Origin of the sequence: Echinicola strongylocentroti (assembly GCF_003260975.1) — a bacterium.
GTDB classification, from domain to species: Bacteria; Bacteroidota; Bacteroidia; order Cytophagales; family Cyclobacteriaceae; genus Echinicola; species Echinicola strongylocentroti.
Map to the genome: position 1 here is coordinate 731,716 of NZ_CP030041.1, position 14,967 is coordinate 746,682.

Here is a 14,967-nt window from a genome sequence, read left to right on the forward strand (position 1 = left end):
GGATATTCCGGTCGATGTTGACCCCTGTTCCGGTGATATTGACCCCTCTGCAGAGGCTGTTTTGGTAGTATAGTCAGAAGACTGACAATTTTACATTTTTTTTCTGAGACTTTCCCCTTTTAACACGATTCTGTAGGAGGCGTGCACCAACCGGTCAAGGATGGCGTCCGCTATGGTCGGTTCACCTATTACATCATACCAGCTTGAGACAGGGAGCTGGCTTACAATAACAGTGGATTTTTTACCATGTCTGTCTTCGATAAGTTCCATAAAGTCCATTTGTTGTTGTTTGTCCAGGTGTGTGAGCCCGAAGTCATCCAGGATAAGCAGGTCTGTTCTGGCCATTTTATCGAAGAACTTGAGCACGGTACCGTCCAACCTTACCATCTTGATTTTGAGCATAAGCTTCTGGGTATTGAAGTAGGCGACCTTTTTGCCGTGCACACAGGCCTGATGGCCGAGGGCCGAGGCCAGGTAACTTTTTCCGCAGCCGGTGGCTCCCGTGATAAGTACCGCATCACCATGTTCCATATATTCCCCGGTCGCCAGTGTTGTCAGGAGCATGTCATCCAGGCCCCTGGTCCTGTCCAGGGAAAGTTCTTCCAGGGAAGCCCTGTAACGGAAGCCCGCATTGGATTCCAGTCTTTTGAATCTCCTGTTGTCCCGTTCCTGTTCTTCTGCCTGCAGCATAAGCTCAAGGCCTTCGGTAAGGGAGAGGCTTTGGTTTTTACGGGTCTCCTGTAATGTTGCCCAGGTCTGGCGCATGCCATGGAGCCTGAGTTTGATAAGTTGTGTTTCGATCGGGTTGGGCATAGTTGTTTAAAGTTTAAGTTATCGTTGTTCGTTGTAATATGTTCTTCCCCTGACGTTGCCGTGTTTGGGAAGTTCCTTGCCGGAGGCTTCCGTTGTGGCTTCTGTCATATTGTTTTCCAGCATGTTCTTGATAAAGCCATAGCTGTATTGATTGTACTCCATGGCGATATTGCAGGCCTTGTCCAGCCGCTGTTCATCCACCTTCCTGGCCAGGGCAAGTAAGCCGTCACAGGTCCTGTAGAGTTGCTCAGGGTACCTGTCCTGCTTAAAGATCAGGGCAATGTATTTGGCGAAGGTATTGGAGTATTGGGCAGCTTTGTCGCGGTAATACGCCGGACTTCTGTCCCTGTAGTGTTGGTGTTGGGAACACAGGTGTTCTTTGAGTGTGGAATAAGGCCCTTGCTGGAAGCCCCTGCCGTGTATGGCCACCCGTTCCCCTTTATGGAACACATAGAGCATGCTGCGGGTGTAGACCACCTTTACCTTCTGGCCTATCAGGGAATATGGCACGCTGTAATAGTGCTTGTCCCGGGACAGGTAGACGTGGTTGTTCTTGGCTACCGTCAGTTCGGCATAATGCCTCAGCTCGAAGCGCTCCCCGGGAAGCTTTCCCAATAAGTGCTTCTCATCGGCCAGGAACCTTTCCTCCCTGCAGTAAGGCTTTTGCTGCATACGGGTCTGGTTATGGGCCTTCACCTTTTCGGCAATGGCCCGGTTCAGGCTGTGTATGTCGAAGAATTGGACGTTCCTGAGCTTGGCATATACCCGGGAATAGAGCACCTTTACCTGGTTTTCCACCAATGCCTTGTCCTGCGGTTTCCTTGCCCTGGCAGGCACTACGGCCGTGCCGTAATGGTTGGCAAAGTCCTCCAGGGCCCGGTTGATACCTGGCTCATATTTGTCGGCCTTGTTTACGGCCGCTTTTAGGTTGTCAGGGACGAGCAGCTGTGGCACCCCTCCCAGCTGCTCCATACAACAGCCCAGGACGTGCAGGAAGTCGGGGATGGTCTGGGAGGGCACAGCCATGGCAAAGGCATAGTCCGAATAGGGCAGGCAGGCCACGAACAGTTGGCACCTGATCTCCTCCCCGGTCTCCCTGTCTATGTAGCAGATGGGCTTGCCCGCAAAGTCTATATACAGCTTCTCTGCCGGTTTATGGTCAAGCACCATGGAAGGCTTTGCCCTGGCCACCTCCTGCTGGCCAAGGTGATAACAAAACTGGCTCCGGCCATACCCTTCGGGGTAAGATTCCCTGTATTCCTCCCATAGAAGGGTTTTGGTCACCCCTTTACGCTTGAGTTCTTTTTGATAATAAGGGAGGTTGGCTATAAAGTGCTCGTAACGGGGGTCTTTATAGGACGGATCCCCTGAAAGGAACAGCTTCTCAACTTCGGGGTCTTCCATGGACAGCAGCTTTTTGGTTGTAAGCCCTGTCTTCCTGTTGTTTTCCAGCAGCTTGTCAAGCTTGAAAAGATAGCTTTTTACCGTGTTCTTGCTCATGTCCAGCATACGGGCAATGGTTTTGATACCGTTGCCCTGCTGCCGTAAAATAATCATCTGTTTGATCTGACTCATCGGTTTTGGTTTTCCTGCCATCGGACTATACTTAGCGGTTTTTTAAAATGTCCGCTAAAAAACCAAAACAACTCCATAGAGGGGGCAACTTGCTCCGGAATCCAGGATCCAAAGGGGTCAGCTTGCTCCGGAATCAGCTCAATATTATTCTTCAGGGGGTCAGCATCCGCCGGAATGGCAGGCGGTTCCGGCACCTAAAGCCACTTCGGTACTTGAATTATTGCCTGGATCCAAGGGGTCAACTTGCTCCGGAATATCCAGTTCTGTCAAATTGGCTATAACACAGAGCTATCGGCCATATGTCCGCAGCTAGTGAATAGCACTAAAGAAGTAAAATCTGCAGAAGCTCACAACGGTTCCATATGACACTGCGTTCTGAAAGTAAAAATCTCCTGCGAGGAAAAGTTGGTAGAAAGCACTGATACATATGCCCGATCAGCGACTATTAGTAGACGTTTTGTTTTCCTCGATTGCCTTGTTTCTCAGTCTTTCAATAAATGATGTTGAGGTATAATAGATATTCCAACTCCCGTTATCAAATGATTCCGACTTAGTTCTGAAAGGAGCAATTGGCTCAGCAGGTTTTGGTTCAAAGTCATTAAGCAGCCGGTTACTTGCGAATATGAATAATTTTCCATCTGTTGTCACATAGGGACACTGTTCTCTCGCTTTTGAGTTTATTGGTTCTCCTAAGTTCATAGGGGGAGTCCACTGGTTGTCAATGTTAAAGCTTATGTATAGATCAAGGCTCCCAACAGTATTTTCTAAGTTGGTTCCTCTAAAAATCAAATAATCTTCTTCTGGAGAAATAAAGGGGTCTCCGACGCTTGCATTTAAGTTTATAACATCTGGTAACCTTTCAACTAAGTAGGTTGAGTCAGTTTTGATACCTTTATAAATGTCTCCGTTAGACCAAGTGTTGAAATAGATATCTCCTTTTTTAGTTAAAGAACTATAATAATCACCAGTTTCGGTTAGAGGAACTAGCTGAGGTTCAGTCCATAGATCGCTATTTTTTTCTACAAACCATATATTGTTTCTTTCAATATTAGATGTGTCAGAGGTTGGTCTATTTGAAGTAAAGTAGAGTCTTGATCCATCTGGTGAAAATATTGGATCGACTTCAGAGTATTTACTTGAAAACTCAACAAAACTTGGCTCTGTCCATGTGTTGTCTTCTTTTAGTTTTAAGCTTACAATTTGTCCTCGGTTGGGGAGTAGTAAAGTATAATAGAATTCTTTACCATCTGGTGAAAAAGTGCCATTGTATTCATAGAGGCTCGATGAAATTACTCCAGGAGCAAGTAGTTGAACTGAGTCAGATGGGGCAAGTCCAAAAAATGGATCTGACAAAGTTTCTACCTCATTTTCAGTTCTTGAGACACACCCAGCAATCAAAAGAGTCAAAGCAAGTTTAGCTATGGAATTAATCATGTTCACGGTTTGGCATGCCTACTAACGGTCTGTGTATGGCGTCGTAGCATCCCGTGGGGTGCTATGCACTATACACCTTGTTGCCAGTAGTGCTTTATGCTACTTTAAATTCCGATTCGTTCATTTCAACACTAAATCGAACATTTGCTTTTAATGCTCTGAATACTTTTAAAATCGTTTCGATAGTTACGTTTTTAGTATTTCTTTCTAATTTAGAGATTTGTGATTTTTGAACTCCAATTAATTCTCCGAGTTGTTCCTGGGTCAATTTTCTTTCTTTTCGGACAGACTTTATCATATCTCCAAGAACTTCCATTCGCAAGTCAAATTCGTATTTGTCACGTTCTGGTGTTCCAACTTTTCCAATGTCCTTGTCCTTCATTTGGTCAAGTGTCATCATTTTCATTTTTTTATTTTTCGTTGCCATAATTTTAAGTTTATTCATCAAAATATTCAGCTCTAATTTTCAATGCTTTCTCAATTTCTACTTTTGGAACTTTACTTACTTTTTTTATCATTCCGTGTGTCGATAACACAAGTGTTTCGGTTTTATCAGTTTTGTCCCAAAACGCAAAGAGTCTGTATTGAATTCCTTGATAAAGTGTTCTAAATTCCCAAATATCATCTGTCAGTTTTTTAAACAGTTTTGGGTCATTTTCGAGTTTAGCTTTATCCAAATTATAGTAGATTTTCTTTTTGGCTTTTAAATCTAATTTTGACATAAATTCAATAGCTTGTTCAAGAAAAATTACTTCAAATTTTGGTTTCATTCAGTTCTTTTGTCGTTTTATTTTAACAAAGATAACAAAAAAGTTGAATTATATGGAAACTTTTGGTGATTTTGTCCGCATTGCGCACAACGGTCTCGTATAACCGTCAGTTACGGGTTAAAGTTAAACAATCTTTCGGCAGAGACCGACGGTAGCAATTCCGAGTGGATTCGGACGTAGTCGAATCCGCCGTAATTGCGGTTATACATTGTTGTACAACGTATTTTATTTTCAGAAAGAACTTACCTTTATCGGAATACCTAATCTTTCATAAAGTCCTTTATATGTTTTTATTTTAATCAAATTAGATTCAATAGTAAGGTCTTTGGTTTTGAGTTGTATTTTCATTTCAACTTCCAAATCGCCTTCAGAATGACTTATAGTGTTAGAATGAAATAAAATGTATTGATTTGGTGCTAATTCCATTGTCCAGTAACTGTTTCCACAAGATGAACCAAAAGTCGTATGAAGTGTTTCCCATTTTTTATCTTTTTCAACTTTTGTTTCTAAATTTCCGATAGTTGCATCTATTCTCGGAATTTTGATTGTATCATTTGTGAAGTTGAATAAATAAACTTCCATATAAATTCCTTTATTTTCCGCGACGATTTGATAATCTTTCGAGATATGCATAAAAACACCTTCTTTAGTTTCAAGGCTTTTTACTAATTCAGAGCTATAATCGATTGATTCAGTTTTTTTAAACCAACCGTTTATATCTCTCCAAATAAAGTCCATTTCGAAATTCATTTTTTTATTCGAAGTTTCTTGAGCATTTAAAGAAATTCCAATTCCAATGAATAATATTGTTAATAGTATGTTTTTCATATGTTGTACAACGTCTCGGCTAAACGTAGTGGCGGATTTAAGACCACCAACTTTTCAATTTAGACCAAAAGCTTGTTTTATTATTACTGGTTTCAATTACCGACTCACCCGCCATTACTTTTGAGCCATTGTGTGTGCCTTGAATGGTGAATATAGGTCAAAAAGTTGACCGTTCCAACGGGTGAAAGTCCCTTAAGCGCGGGAGTCGTTACCCGAAGCCAAGCAAGTGGCAAGGTGGTTTGGAGTAATCCATGCACTGAAGTAAGCCAGACTGCGGTGTCTGAACTGACGAACAGAGCCTGTCCCGGCTAAACGGGAAACCACATACCGAGGCTATGAGGTCGGATGAGGCAACACATCATGCCAAAGTCCAAAGCCCTGAAAAGGGACCGTACCAAAACAGTAGATGTGGCAGGGTTAGGCACAAGGATATTCACCTTACCGAGGGAGGTCTCTAGACGTCTGGAACGTCCAAGAGAAGTCAGCCGAGGTCATAGTAGCTGGAGGAACGAGCAGGGATTGCCAAAACCATACCCCTGAAGGACTCACAGAACAGCGAAGGACTGAACATTGGATTACGTCCAAATTCGATAGGGAGCAACATTTGGGGCAGCCCTATCTTAAGCAGGACCGAGCGTGAAGAAATGATCCCATAGGATCATTTTAGCAAGGGGCCGGAATGCAGGGGAGGTTAACAGATTAAATTATGATAGAAAAAGTACTCAACCGTAAGAACCTCTACAAAGCCTACCGACAGGTAGTGCGAAATAAGGGTTCGGCAGGGGTGGACGGCATGAAGGTCACCGAACTGATTTCCTATCTGGAAAGCAACGGGGACAGTATTGTCACATCCATCCTGAACCACACGTACGTACCGAAACCTATCAAGGGGGTGGAAATCCCCAAGAGTAACGGAAAGACAAGATTGCTTGGAGTTCCCACAGTGGTAGACAGATGGCTCCAACAGGCGGTAAGCCAAGTGCTGATGACCAAATACGAACTTACGTTTGAGGAACACAGCTACGGCTTCCGCCCTGAAAAGAATATCCACAAGGCGGTTTCACAAGCACTGAAAAACATCAATGATGGCTATCAGGACATCGTGGACATCGATCTTAAGGGATTCTTTGACGAGGTTGACCACTCGACCCTACTACAGTTCATTTACCAACGGGTAAAATGCCCGACTACCATGCGGCTTATCCGAAAGTGGCTGCGTGCACCCATCCAGATCAATGGAAAACTGCACAGGCGTCGAAAAGGCATGCCACAGGGCTCTCCGATAAGCCCGCTTCTTTCCAACATCCTTTTGGATGTTCTGGACAAGGAACTGGACAGGAGAAACCTGAAATATGTGCGTTATGCTGACGATTTCAGCATCTACACCAAGTCAAAGAAGGAAGCCAGAAAAGTGGGCAACGAGATTTACCTCTTTTTGAGGAACAAGCTCAGGTTGCCCATCAACAGGGAGAAAAGCGGTATCCGAAGACCCTCCAACTTCGAACTGCTGGGACATGCATTTGTCCCAGCATACCAGAAGGGGGCCAAAGGAAAATACCAGTTGGTGGTGAAGAAGAGCAGTTGGGAATCCCTCAAACGTAAGCTCAAGCAGATCACCAAGAAAACCAGACCTTACAGTTTTGAGGAACGGTTGAAAAAGCTGGCAGAGGTCTGGCGGGGATGGGTAAACAATTACCGTCTTGCCAGTATCAATGCAAAACTAAAAGCCATGGATGAATGGCTGAGAAACCGGCTTAGATACTGTATCTGGCATGATTGAGGACAAAGCGGGAGCTTTGGGCCAGTATAGAGGGCGGGTTTGAGCGAAAACGCAAAAACCTGATCAGATTGGGGGTAGACCAAGACCATGCCTACGCATGGAGTAGAACCAGAAAAGGAGGATGGGCAGTGGCTCAAAGCCCGATTCTGATTACCACTATCACTTTGTCACGCCTGAGAAGAAAGGGATACGAATCCATGCTTTCCTACTATCTCAAATCGCAACCTACAATCCAGTAAACCGCCGTATACAGCCTGTACCGATGACTATCGGTAAGACCCGTACGTATGGTGGTGTGAGAGCCTTAACCTGAGCTACTTGGCTCAGGTCGGGCTACTCGATTGTAAGGCGTTTTTCATTCTTTCATTAAATTCTTTTGGTTCGTCAATATGTAGTCCAAGTAGATTAAATCTCTTTTTCATACCATAAAGTCCGACTAATTCGTTCTCCTTTTTCAAGTGAATTATGACATTATGACTTTCAAGTTCTCCAAGTGGCGAAAGTGTTTTGGTCAATTCTTCTTTTTCTAATGACTTTCTTGAGAGTTCAACTTTGTCAATGTCTGAAAAGGGAATATCAACTTCATTTAAAATGCCATATTTTAAAGTTAAACTGTCTTTGTTGATTGAAATAGGTCTTTTGGAAAGTGATTTTGCAAATCCGAACACTTGAATAGCAGTGTAAACACTTAATGCCGTTAAAATCCAAGCAGCAACTATACTCCAACGAGCAAGTAAGAAATGAAGTGCAACTGTTTCAACGGCAATAATTAAAATGAACGCATAAAAAAGAGCAGGTGTTCCGCTTTTTTTATGATAAGTAAATTCATCATCATTCGTTTCTCTTGTTTTCCAATTTATGAAACCATAGTAGAAAACGGCAACTTCTGTCGCAAATGGTAATACAAGTTTTTTGGGAAGAATTTCGCTACAACCCTTTTTTAAGGTATCATAAAAGTCTGGTGTTGCACTTTTCAGTTCTTTGTATGTTTTAACGGTTCTACGGACTTTAATTATAACAAAAGTTAATATTGAGATTTCAATTACTGGTAAAGCCCAAGTTTTGAAGATTGATAAATATGTTTGACTTTCTTGCGGTAAAAAATATGAACCGACTAAAAGTCCAATTATCATAACTGGAATAACTGTGGTATTAGGTATTTTGGATTTTCGGATTAGCAGAAAGTAAACAAATGGAACCGTCAAAAGTAGGTCAGCCGTTATTGCAAAATTCAAAGTATCATTCCCATTTAGAAATGAAGACTTCATTAGCAAAATTAGAATGCCTAAAAGTAAAAGAGGAATTCCAAAATTGATAAGATTACGATTTATTGGTATTGTTCCGTTCATATCGTTTTTTTTTTATGCCTTACAACGCCCTGTGTAGAAGCAGTAGCAGCCTTTATTCCATCAATATCCCGAAAGCAACTACCTTTGAGCAGCGACTTACGCTTCCTGCCTGAACCAAAAAAAGCTATTGTTTCTACACCTTGTTATAGTGCGTTTGTTTTGTTTCCGTTATCAGTTTTCCTTTTTGGACACTTGATCCAGCCAAGGTTTTTCCACAGACCTCAACTGTCAGGGTGACCTTCTTTTTCCCAATCTCCCCCTCCTTTCGGCTTCCTTCAATCGCTCCCCTCAAATCGACAAAACGGGAGCCGAAGCCCCTCTTCTTCCCTCCTCCTTCAATCTCCTTTTTCAAAACCCTTCAATGAGCCGCCAAAAACATCGCTAAGTGATGCTAAAATGCTCACCCCAATGCGCTATAACGCCCTGTGTAGAAGCAGTAGCAGCCTTTATTCCATCAATCTCCCGAAAGCAACTACCTTTGAGCAGCGACTTACGGTTCCTGACTGAACCAAAAAATGCTATTGCTTCTACACCTTGTTATAGTGCGTTTGTTTTGTTTCCATTATCAGTTTTCCCTTTTGGAACCTTGATACAGCCAAGGTTTTTGCACAGACCACAACTGTCAGGGTGACCTTCTTTTTTCCAATCTCCCCCTCCTTTCGGCTTCCTTCAATCGATCCCCTCTAATCGACAAAACGGGAGCCGAAGCCCTCTTCTTCCCTCCCCCTTCAATCTCCTTTTTCAAACCCCTTCAATGAGCCGCCAAAACCATCGCTAAGTGATGCTAAAATGCTCACCCCAATGCGCTTATAACGCCCTGTGTAGAAGCAGTAGCAGCCCTTCTTCCATCAAAACCCCGAAAGCAACTACCTTTGAGCAGCGACTTACGGTTCCTGCCTGAACCAAAAAAAAGCTATTGTTTCTACACCTTGTTATAATGCGTTTGTTTTGTTTCCGTTATCAGTTTCCCCTTTTGGACACTTGATCCAGCCAAGGTTTTTTGCACAGACCACAACTGTCAGGGTGACCTTCTTTTTTCCAATCTCCCCCTCCTTTCGGCTTCCTTCAATCGATCCCCTCAAATCGACAAAACGGGATTCGAAGCCCCTCTTCTTCCCTCCTCCTTCAATCTCCTTTTTCAAAACCCTTCAATGAGCCGCCAAAACCATCGCTAAGTGACGCTAAAATGCTCACCCCAATGCGCTATAACGCCCTGTGTAGAAGCAGTAGCAGCCCTTCTTCCATCAAAACCCCGAAAGCAACTACCTTTGAGCAGCGACTTACGGTTCCTGCCTGAACCAAAAAAAAGCTATTGTTTCTACACCTTGTTATAGTGCGTTTGTTTTGTTTCCGTTATCAGTTTCCCCTTTTGGACACTTGATCCAGCCAAGGTTTTTTGCACAGACCACAACTGTCAGGGTGACCTTCTTTTTCCCAATCTCCCCCTCCTTTCGGCTTCCTTCAATCGATCCCCTCAAATCGACAAAACGGGATTCGAAGCCCCTCTTCTTCCCTCCTCCTTCAATCTCCTTTTTCAAAACCCTTCAATGAGCCGCCAAAACCATCGCTAAGTGACGCTAAAATGCTCACCCCAATGCGCTATGACGACCCGGCTATGCGCAGTGCGGGATTGAAAAGTCGAAACTTTCAATCTGGCACAAACGGTAGCCAAAGCTGCGTTTTGTGTTTTAAATTTATTCAACAAAAACGTCAAAGCGGAGCTTTGGCGGAATAGAATCACCGACCTTTCGGTTATTACCTCAGCCCGCATTGCGTATAGGTATTGTTGTGTGCTGGCTTTTATTTTTTCCAAAATTCCCACCAATTTTTGTCTTTGTTTCTTTCTCTAGTTACAATTTCTTGAGTGTCAATTCCCAAAGCCGTTCTTGCGTTGTAAGCAGTCAAGTAGTCAGAATGGTCAATGTAACTCCGTATTTTTTCCTTTATTCTACTATCCTGAAATTGTGACAAATAATGAAATATAGTTATCCGAGAATACTTGTCTTTTACATTGTCAAATTCTTTAAGCGCCAAGTCTTTCATTTCAGTATCTCCACCTTTAACTTCATTGATATAGCTTGCCCAAATAATCTTCGAGGTTGCACTCTTAGCTGAATTCAGTCTTTTATTCAAACTCGTCAGAGAATCTGTTGATTTCAAAATTGCGAGAGTTTCGCCTATTAACTCGTCATCTTTTGTTTCAAGCATTTCAATGAGTCTTTTCTCAACTTCTCGTTTGTCTTGGTCAGTTAAGTTCAGAACTAAATGCTCATTACTAAATCCATTTCGGTGCTGATAGTCGGCAGGTGGAATTAGTTCTTTGATTATTTGGTTAATAGTTTTCACTTCGTTTTTTCAGCTTGCACACAACGTTTTGCATATGGCTTGTGGCGGTTTCGAAGCACTTTCCTGTCCATCAAAACCAAAGCTAGCTACTAAGCGAAAACCTTGCTGGCAGCCGTTCACCCGCTATAAGCTATATGCGTTGTTGTGCCACGTTTTTTTATTTTTCTTTCAATTCTAATTGAGGATAAACGACTTCTTTTATGTAGTCCATTATCCAATCGTCAGCTTGTTTTAATTGGTAAATCCGCTTATTCAATTCTTTAATCACTCGTTCTTTAAGGTTTTCGTCCTTTTGTTTATTGTCATCAATGGTGTTGTCGTAAACTATTACGCAAAGAGCGTCCATCAGTAAATTTCTTTTGTGGTCGAGTAGCGCAACGTTGTCGAGAATGTTCAAGATATTATCTAAGTACTTCTCGTCAGCCAACAGAAGTTCTTCGTCTTGTCCCATTAAATACAATTCAGGATTTGTCGCCCATTCTTTTAACAATTCAAAGTCCAAGTCAGGAGTTTGGTAATAGATAATAAATTTTGTGGCTGAACATTTCTTACAGTTCTTTCCAACGACTTCATTGATATCCACAAGTTCGAAAGCCGCTTCTCTTCTTGATACGCTAATTTGCTCTTTGCTTCCGCAATTAGAACACTCCCTTTCTATGGTATAGCTGTCTTTCATTTTAATGTGGCACAATCGGGTCACGCAGGGGAATCTCACCCCCACGTTCCCACAGAACCGTGCATGAGACTCTCACCTCACACGGCTCTTCATGTTTATAAATCGCTCGGTACTAAATGTACCTAAGGTCGAGCCAATTTCCAGTGCTCGAATAAGCCGGGATTGGTTCTGTATTTTTGCTTCAGCCATTTTACAGCTGCCATCTTGTACAGTTCTTTTTCCCATTTCACCCATTTGAGCAGCCTCTGGTTGAGTTGGTTCCACACGTAGCGCATGGTTTCACCTCTCAGCTTGTGATAGTAGTTGATCATCCCCCTGATAATGGGATTCAGTCTTTGGGCTACCTCCTCCAGCGGTCTTCGCCACTTGTGGATGCCCATGTTCCTAAATTTACCCAGTATCGATGTTCTGGATTTGATGCTTACAAATGTCCCCGGCAATAGCATGCCCCGGCCTTTAATGGTTTTCATGGATGGTTTGATGGTAAAGCCCAGAAAGTCATATTTGCGGGGATATTTGGTCTCTGACCATCCCCGCAGGTTGACAATCTTTGTCTTCACCGGATGCAGCTGTAAATGACAGGCCTCCATACGCTTGGTAATTTCCCTGAGCATATATTGCGCTTGCCTCTCCGTTTTGCAATGCACCACTATATCATCTGCGTACCTTTCAAAAGGCTTTTCCGGATGATGTTTTGCCATCCACCGGTCAAAGGTCACATGCAGAAAGAGATTTGCCAGAAGTGGGCTGATGACCCCGCCCTGCGGTGTACCTGCCTTTGTCCGGATAAATTTTCCTTCCGCCATGATCCCTGCTTCCAACCATCGTGACACATACAGGGCCACCCACTTGTCCTTGCAGTAATGCCCCAGTGCTTTCATCATCAGCTCATGGTCTATGTTGTCAAAGAACCCCTTGATGTCGAGGTCGACCACAAAGTCATGGCCGAAACAATTCCGCTGTGACTGTCTTACTGCTTGATGTGCGCTTCTGCCCGGCCTGTACCCAAAGGAGCTTTCATGGAACAACGGCTCCAGCTGTTTCTCAAGATGGTGACGTACCACTTGTTGGGCGATACGGTCGAGCAGGGTGGGAATACCGAGTTTCCGGGTACCCCCGTCTTTTTTGTCGATTTCCACCCTTCTTACCGGCAGGGGAAAATAGCTGCCGGAGGTCAGCCGGTTTCATAGTCTGTACAGGTGGGAAGATCGATCCCTGTCGAGTTCCGCCCAGCCCATCTCATCTATGCCCGAACCGCCTTTATTGGCTTTTACCGCTTTGTACGCCTCCCATACCATCACTTTGGTAATCGGTTGCGATTTTGTCTCATAATAGTCTGTCATCCCAATTATATCATTGGTTGTAAACCGGTCTGAAACCAAACATGCCCGGCCCTTCGCTCCATACCCATTACAGGTACTTCATCACTACTACGACCGGGTCTGCCACCCATGCCTCACCCAACCACGGGTGCGGGTTTCCTCTCTCGATTTGGCCCGGCGGCATGGATTTCACTTGTTCCTTAAAACAGCCTGCATATGCGTCCCGCCAACTTAACCCCGGATGCCGCGTACCCAGTAATTAGGTCTCCGGTACGCTTGATCATAGGTACAACCGTAATTACCTATTTTTGACATCATATCTTGCCTGACGAGGCTTCATCATTGGTTCACTTTCGTTCGACTCACATATGCACACCTACAGGAATCTTTGTTCCCGTTTTTCCTTATCGCTCACCACAACACCGTTTCCAGACGTCGCAGCATAAGGTGGTTTGGTGACCGCCCCTAAACGCCGTCACCGAGAGGCCTACTCTCATCTGTTTTAAAGCACCAACAATCAAATTATTGTTGTTCAAGTCACACACGGTCAAGGCTATACGTAGTGCGGGGTTAGAAAAACGAAAGCTTTCAAATTTGCACCAACGGTAGCGAGCCGTTTTTATGTTTATTATTTTCTTGCAATAAATATACAAACTGCGAGCGGAATAAATGCTACAAACTTTAGGTTAGCTATTCAACCCGCATTACGTGTAGCCAATGTTAGCAACAGTTATTTTAGTTCGTTTATAAATAGTTCATATCCACTTTGTTCAAGTACGTTTTCAACATTTAATTCGTAAATATCTTTCCAACTATCTGCTCCGTTTTTCTCCACGTATTTTTCTATTATTCGGAATCCTAACCAATAGTTAAGACTTTTTGGTGCATTTTTAAACAATTGCTGTTTATCATTCCTTAACAATCGGTTATCACCACTTTCATCATCGAAGTACTGCTTTAATTCATTGAATAACTGCCTTTCGTGTTCTAAATACCAATTCCAGTCGCTTTCGCTCATATTTTCTACAGCTTCTTGTTTTGAAATTTGTCCATCGAAAAATACCCACGTAAAATAGCAAGCAAATCCCTCATCGATAGTTTGTCTTAATGCCGAATTCTTTTTTGGGTCATTTTTTCGGAAAGGTTCATAAGCGAGATGATTTAATTCGTGAGGAATTCCTTTTTCTATTGTGTATTCAATATCCTGTTCTTTATAATTTAGCTCAATACAAAATTGGTCGTTGTCACAACCACCAAATAATATTCCAGTTATTGGTGTAAATAAGATACTGATTGTCGATTCTACCTTATGTGGCACTAATAGATTGAATTTAGTGAGGTTGTTCTCTAAAACAGAGTCAAGTTTCATATTCACAAGCGTTTCTGCTCTTTGGTCAAAAAAGGCTTTGTTTTCTGGATAGAGCGTTCTATTCCATTCAATCATCCCTTTTGTCGTTTTAAATTTATCGCTGTTTTCTTCTCCGAAAATCATTCCGTAACAGTTGTCCCAAAGTGCTTGGTGAGGTCGATAAACCTTTTCGACAATCATTGTACTGTCGTATTCAACTCCTTGGTGAGCCAAAACCTGGCTTTTAAATAGGTTTTTGATTGTTATCCCTTGAATACTTATGCTGTCCGATAAATTTTTGATTTTCTCAATATAATCGGATTCACCAATTTTCGGACTATTCTGTTTTTTGTTCTCTTTACAAGAAAAATGCATTAAAAAAATTCCGATTATTAGTATTTGCAGAATTTTCTTCATAATTGTTGCTAACGCCCTGTGTAGAAGCAGTAGCAGCCTTTATTCCATCAATATCCCGTAAGCAACTACCTTTGAGCAGCGACTTACGGTTCCTGCCTGAACCAAAAAAAAGCTATTGCTTCTACACCTTGTTATAGTGCGTTTGTTTTGTTTCCGTTATCAGCTTTCCCTTTTGGACACTTGATCCAGCCAAGGTTTTTGCACAGACCACAACTGTCAGGGTGACCTTCTTTTTTCCAATCTCCCCTCCTTTCGGCTTCCTTCAATCGATCCCCTCAAATCCACAAAACGGGGTTCGAAGCCCCTCTT

17 protein-coding genes are annotated in these 14,967 nt (G+C 42.9%); 2 read left to right on the forward strand and 15 right to left on the reverse strand.

What is annotated here, in order from left to right:
- Positions 1-90 precede the first annotated feature (90 nt).
- From istB to DN752_RS02795, 6 genes are all read right to left on the reverse strand, one after another.
- On the reverse strand, positions 91-813 hold the full coding sequence (gene istB / locus DN752_RS02765) for an IS21-like element helper ATPase IstB (protein WP_112782570.1): 723 nt from the start codon (positions 811-813) through the stop codon (positions 91-93).
- An 18-nt stretch (positions 814-831) separates the two neighbouring features.
- A complete protein-coding gene (istA, locus tag DN752_RS02770; RefSeq protein ID WP_245949435.1) occupies positions 832-2,388 on the reverse strand; it encodes an IS21 family transposase in 1,557 nt (518 codons plus the stop codon).
- A 435-nt stretch (positions 2,389-2,823) separates the two neighbouring features.
- Entirely contained in the window at positions 2,824-3,822 is a 999-nt protein-coding gene (locus tag DN752_RS02780) for a TolB-like translocation protein (RefSeq protein WP_112782573.1), read from the reverse strand.
- Between the two features lie 94 nt (positions 3,823-3,916).
- Positions 3,917-4,249, reverse strand: coding sequence for a helix-turn-helix domain-containing protein (locus DN752_RS02785; RefSeq protein WP_008615527.1), 333 nt, complete (start codon positions 4,247-4,249; stop codon positions 3,917-3,919).
- Positions 4,250-4,259: 10 nt separating this feature from the next.
- Positions 4,260-4,592, reverse strand: a complete 333-nt coding sequence (locus DN752_RS02790) for a type II toxin-antitoxin system RelE/ParE family toxin (RefSeq protein WP_112782574.1) — start codon at positions 4,590-4,592, stop codon at positions 4,260-4,262.
- 231 nt (positions 4,593-4,823) lie between these two features.
- Positions 4,824-5,420 carry a hypothetical protein gene (locus DN752_RS02795; protein ID WP_112782575.1) on the reverse strand — a complete coding sequence of 199 codons (597 nt, stop codon included), beginning with the start codon at positions 5,418-5,420 and terminating at the stop codon, positions 4,824-4,826.
- Positions 5,421-6,126: 706 nt separating this feature from the next.
- Between DN752_RS02795 and ltrA (DN752_RS02800) the strand changes: the two genes are divergently transcribed.
- Together ltrA (DN752_RS02800) and DN752_RS24840 are read left to right on the forward strand one after the other, a co-directional pair.
- A complete protein-coding gene (gene ltrA, locus DN752_RS02800) occupies positions 6,127-7,200 on the forward strand; it encodes a group II intron reverse transcriptase/maturase (RefSeq protein WP_245949436.1) in 1,074 nt (357 codons plus the stop codon).
- Entirely contained in the window at positions 7,197-7,439 is a 243-nt protein-coding gene (locus tag DN752_RS24840) for a hypothetical protein (protein ID WP_245949437.1), read from the forward strand. Before ltrA (DN752_RS02800) ends, DN752_RS24840 begins: the two co-directional genes overlap by 4 nt.
- 84 nt (positions 7,440-7,523) lie before the next feature.
- Here DN752_RS24840 and DN752_RS02805 read toward each other — a convergent pair whose 3' ends face one another.
- From DN752_RS02805 to DN752_RS02840, 9 genes are all read right to left on the reverse strand, one after another.
- Positions 7,524-8,549, reverse strand: coding sequence for a hypothetical protein (locus tag DN752_RS02805; RefSeq protein ID WP_112782576.1), 1,026 nt, complete (start codon positions 8,547-8,549; stop codon positions 7,524-7,526).
- Positions 8,550-8,682: 133 nt separating this feature from the next.
- Positions 8,683-8,901, reverse strand: a complete 219-nt coding sequence (locus DN752_RS02810) for a hypothetical protein (protein WP_112782577.1) — start codon at positions 8,899-8,901, stop codon at positions 8,683-8,685.
- Positions 8,902-9,481: 580 nt separating this feature from the next.
- Entirely contained in the window at positions 9,482-9,691 is a 210-nt protein-coding gene (locus tag DN752_RS02815; protein WP_112782578.1) for a hypothetical protein, read from the reverse strand.
- Positions 9,692-9,877: 186 nt separating this feature from the next.
- A complete protein-coding gene (locus DN752_RS02820; RefSeq protein ID WP_112782578.1) occupies positions 9,878-10,087 on the reverse strand; it encodes a hypothetical protein in 210 nt (69 codons plus the stop codon).
- A 262-nt stretch (positions 10,088-10,349) separates the two neighbouring features.
- A complete protein-coding gene (locus DN752_RS02825) occupies positions 10,350-10,895 on the reverse strand; it encodes a hypothetical protein (RefSeq protein ID WP_112782579.1) in 546 nt (181 codons plus the stop codon).
- A gap of 157 nt (positions 10,896-11,052) precedes the next feature.
- Complete coding sequence (locus DN752_RS02830) at positions 11,053-11,571, reverse strand: hypothetical protein (RefSeq protein ID WP_112782580.1); 519 nt, start codon at positions 11,569-11,571, stop codon at positions 11,053-11,055.
- A gap of 122 nt (positions 11,572-11,693) precedes the next feature.
- Complete coding sequence (gene ltrA / locus DN752_RS02835) at positions 11,694-12,749, reverse strand: group II intron reverse transcriptase/maturase (protein WP_211324216.1); 1,056 nt, start codon at positions 12,747-12,749, stop codon at positions 11,694-11,696.
- Positions 12,750-12,755: 6 nt separating this feature from the next.
- On the reverse strand, positions 12,756-12,914 hold the full coding sequence (locus tag DN752_RS24715) for a hypothetical protein (protein WP_211324121.1): 159 nt from the start codon (positions 12,912-12,914) through the stop codon (positions 12,756-12,758).
- A gap of 709 nt (positions 12,915-13,623) precedes the next feature.
- A complete protein-coding gene (locus tag DN752_RS02840) occupies positions 13,624-14,658 on the reverse strand; it encodes a DUF2268 domain-containing putative Zn-dependent protease (protein ID WP_211324122.1) in 1,035 nt (344 codons plus the stop codon).
- Positions 14,659-14,967: the final 309 nt, after the last annotated feature.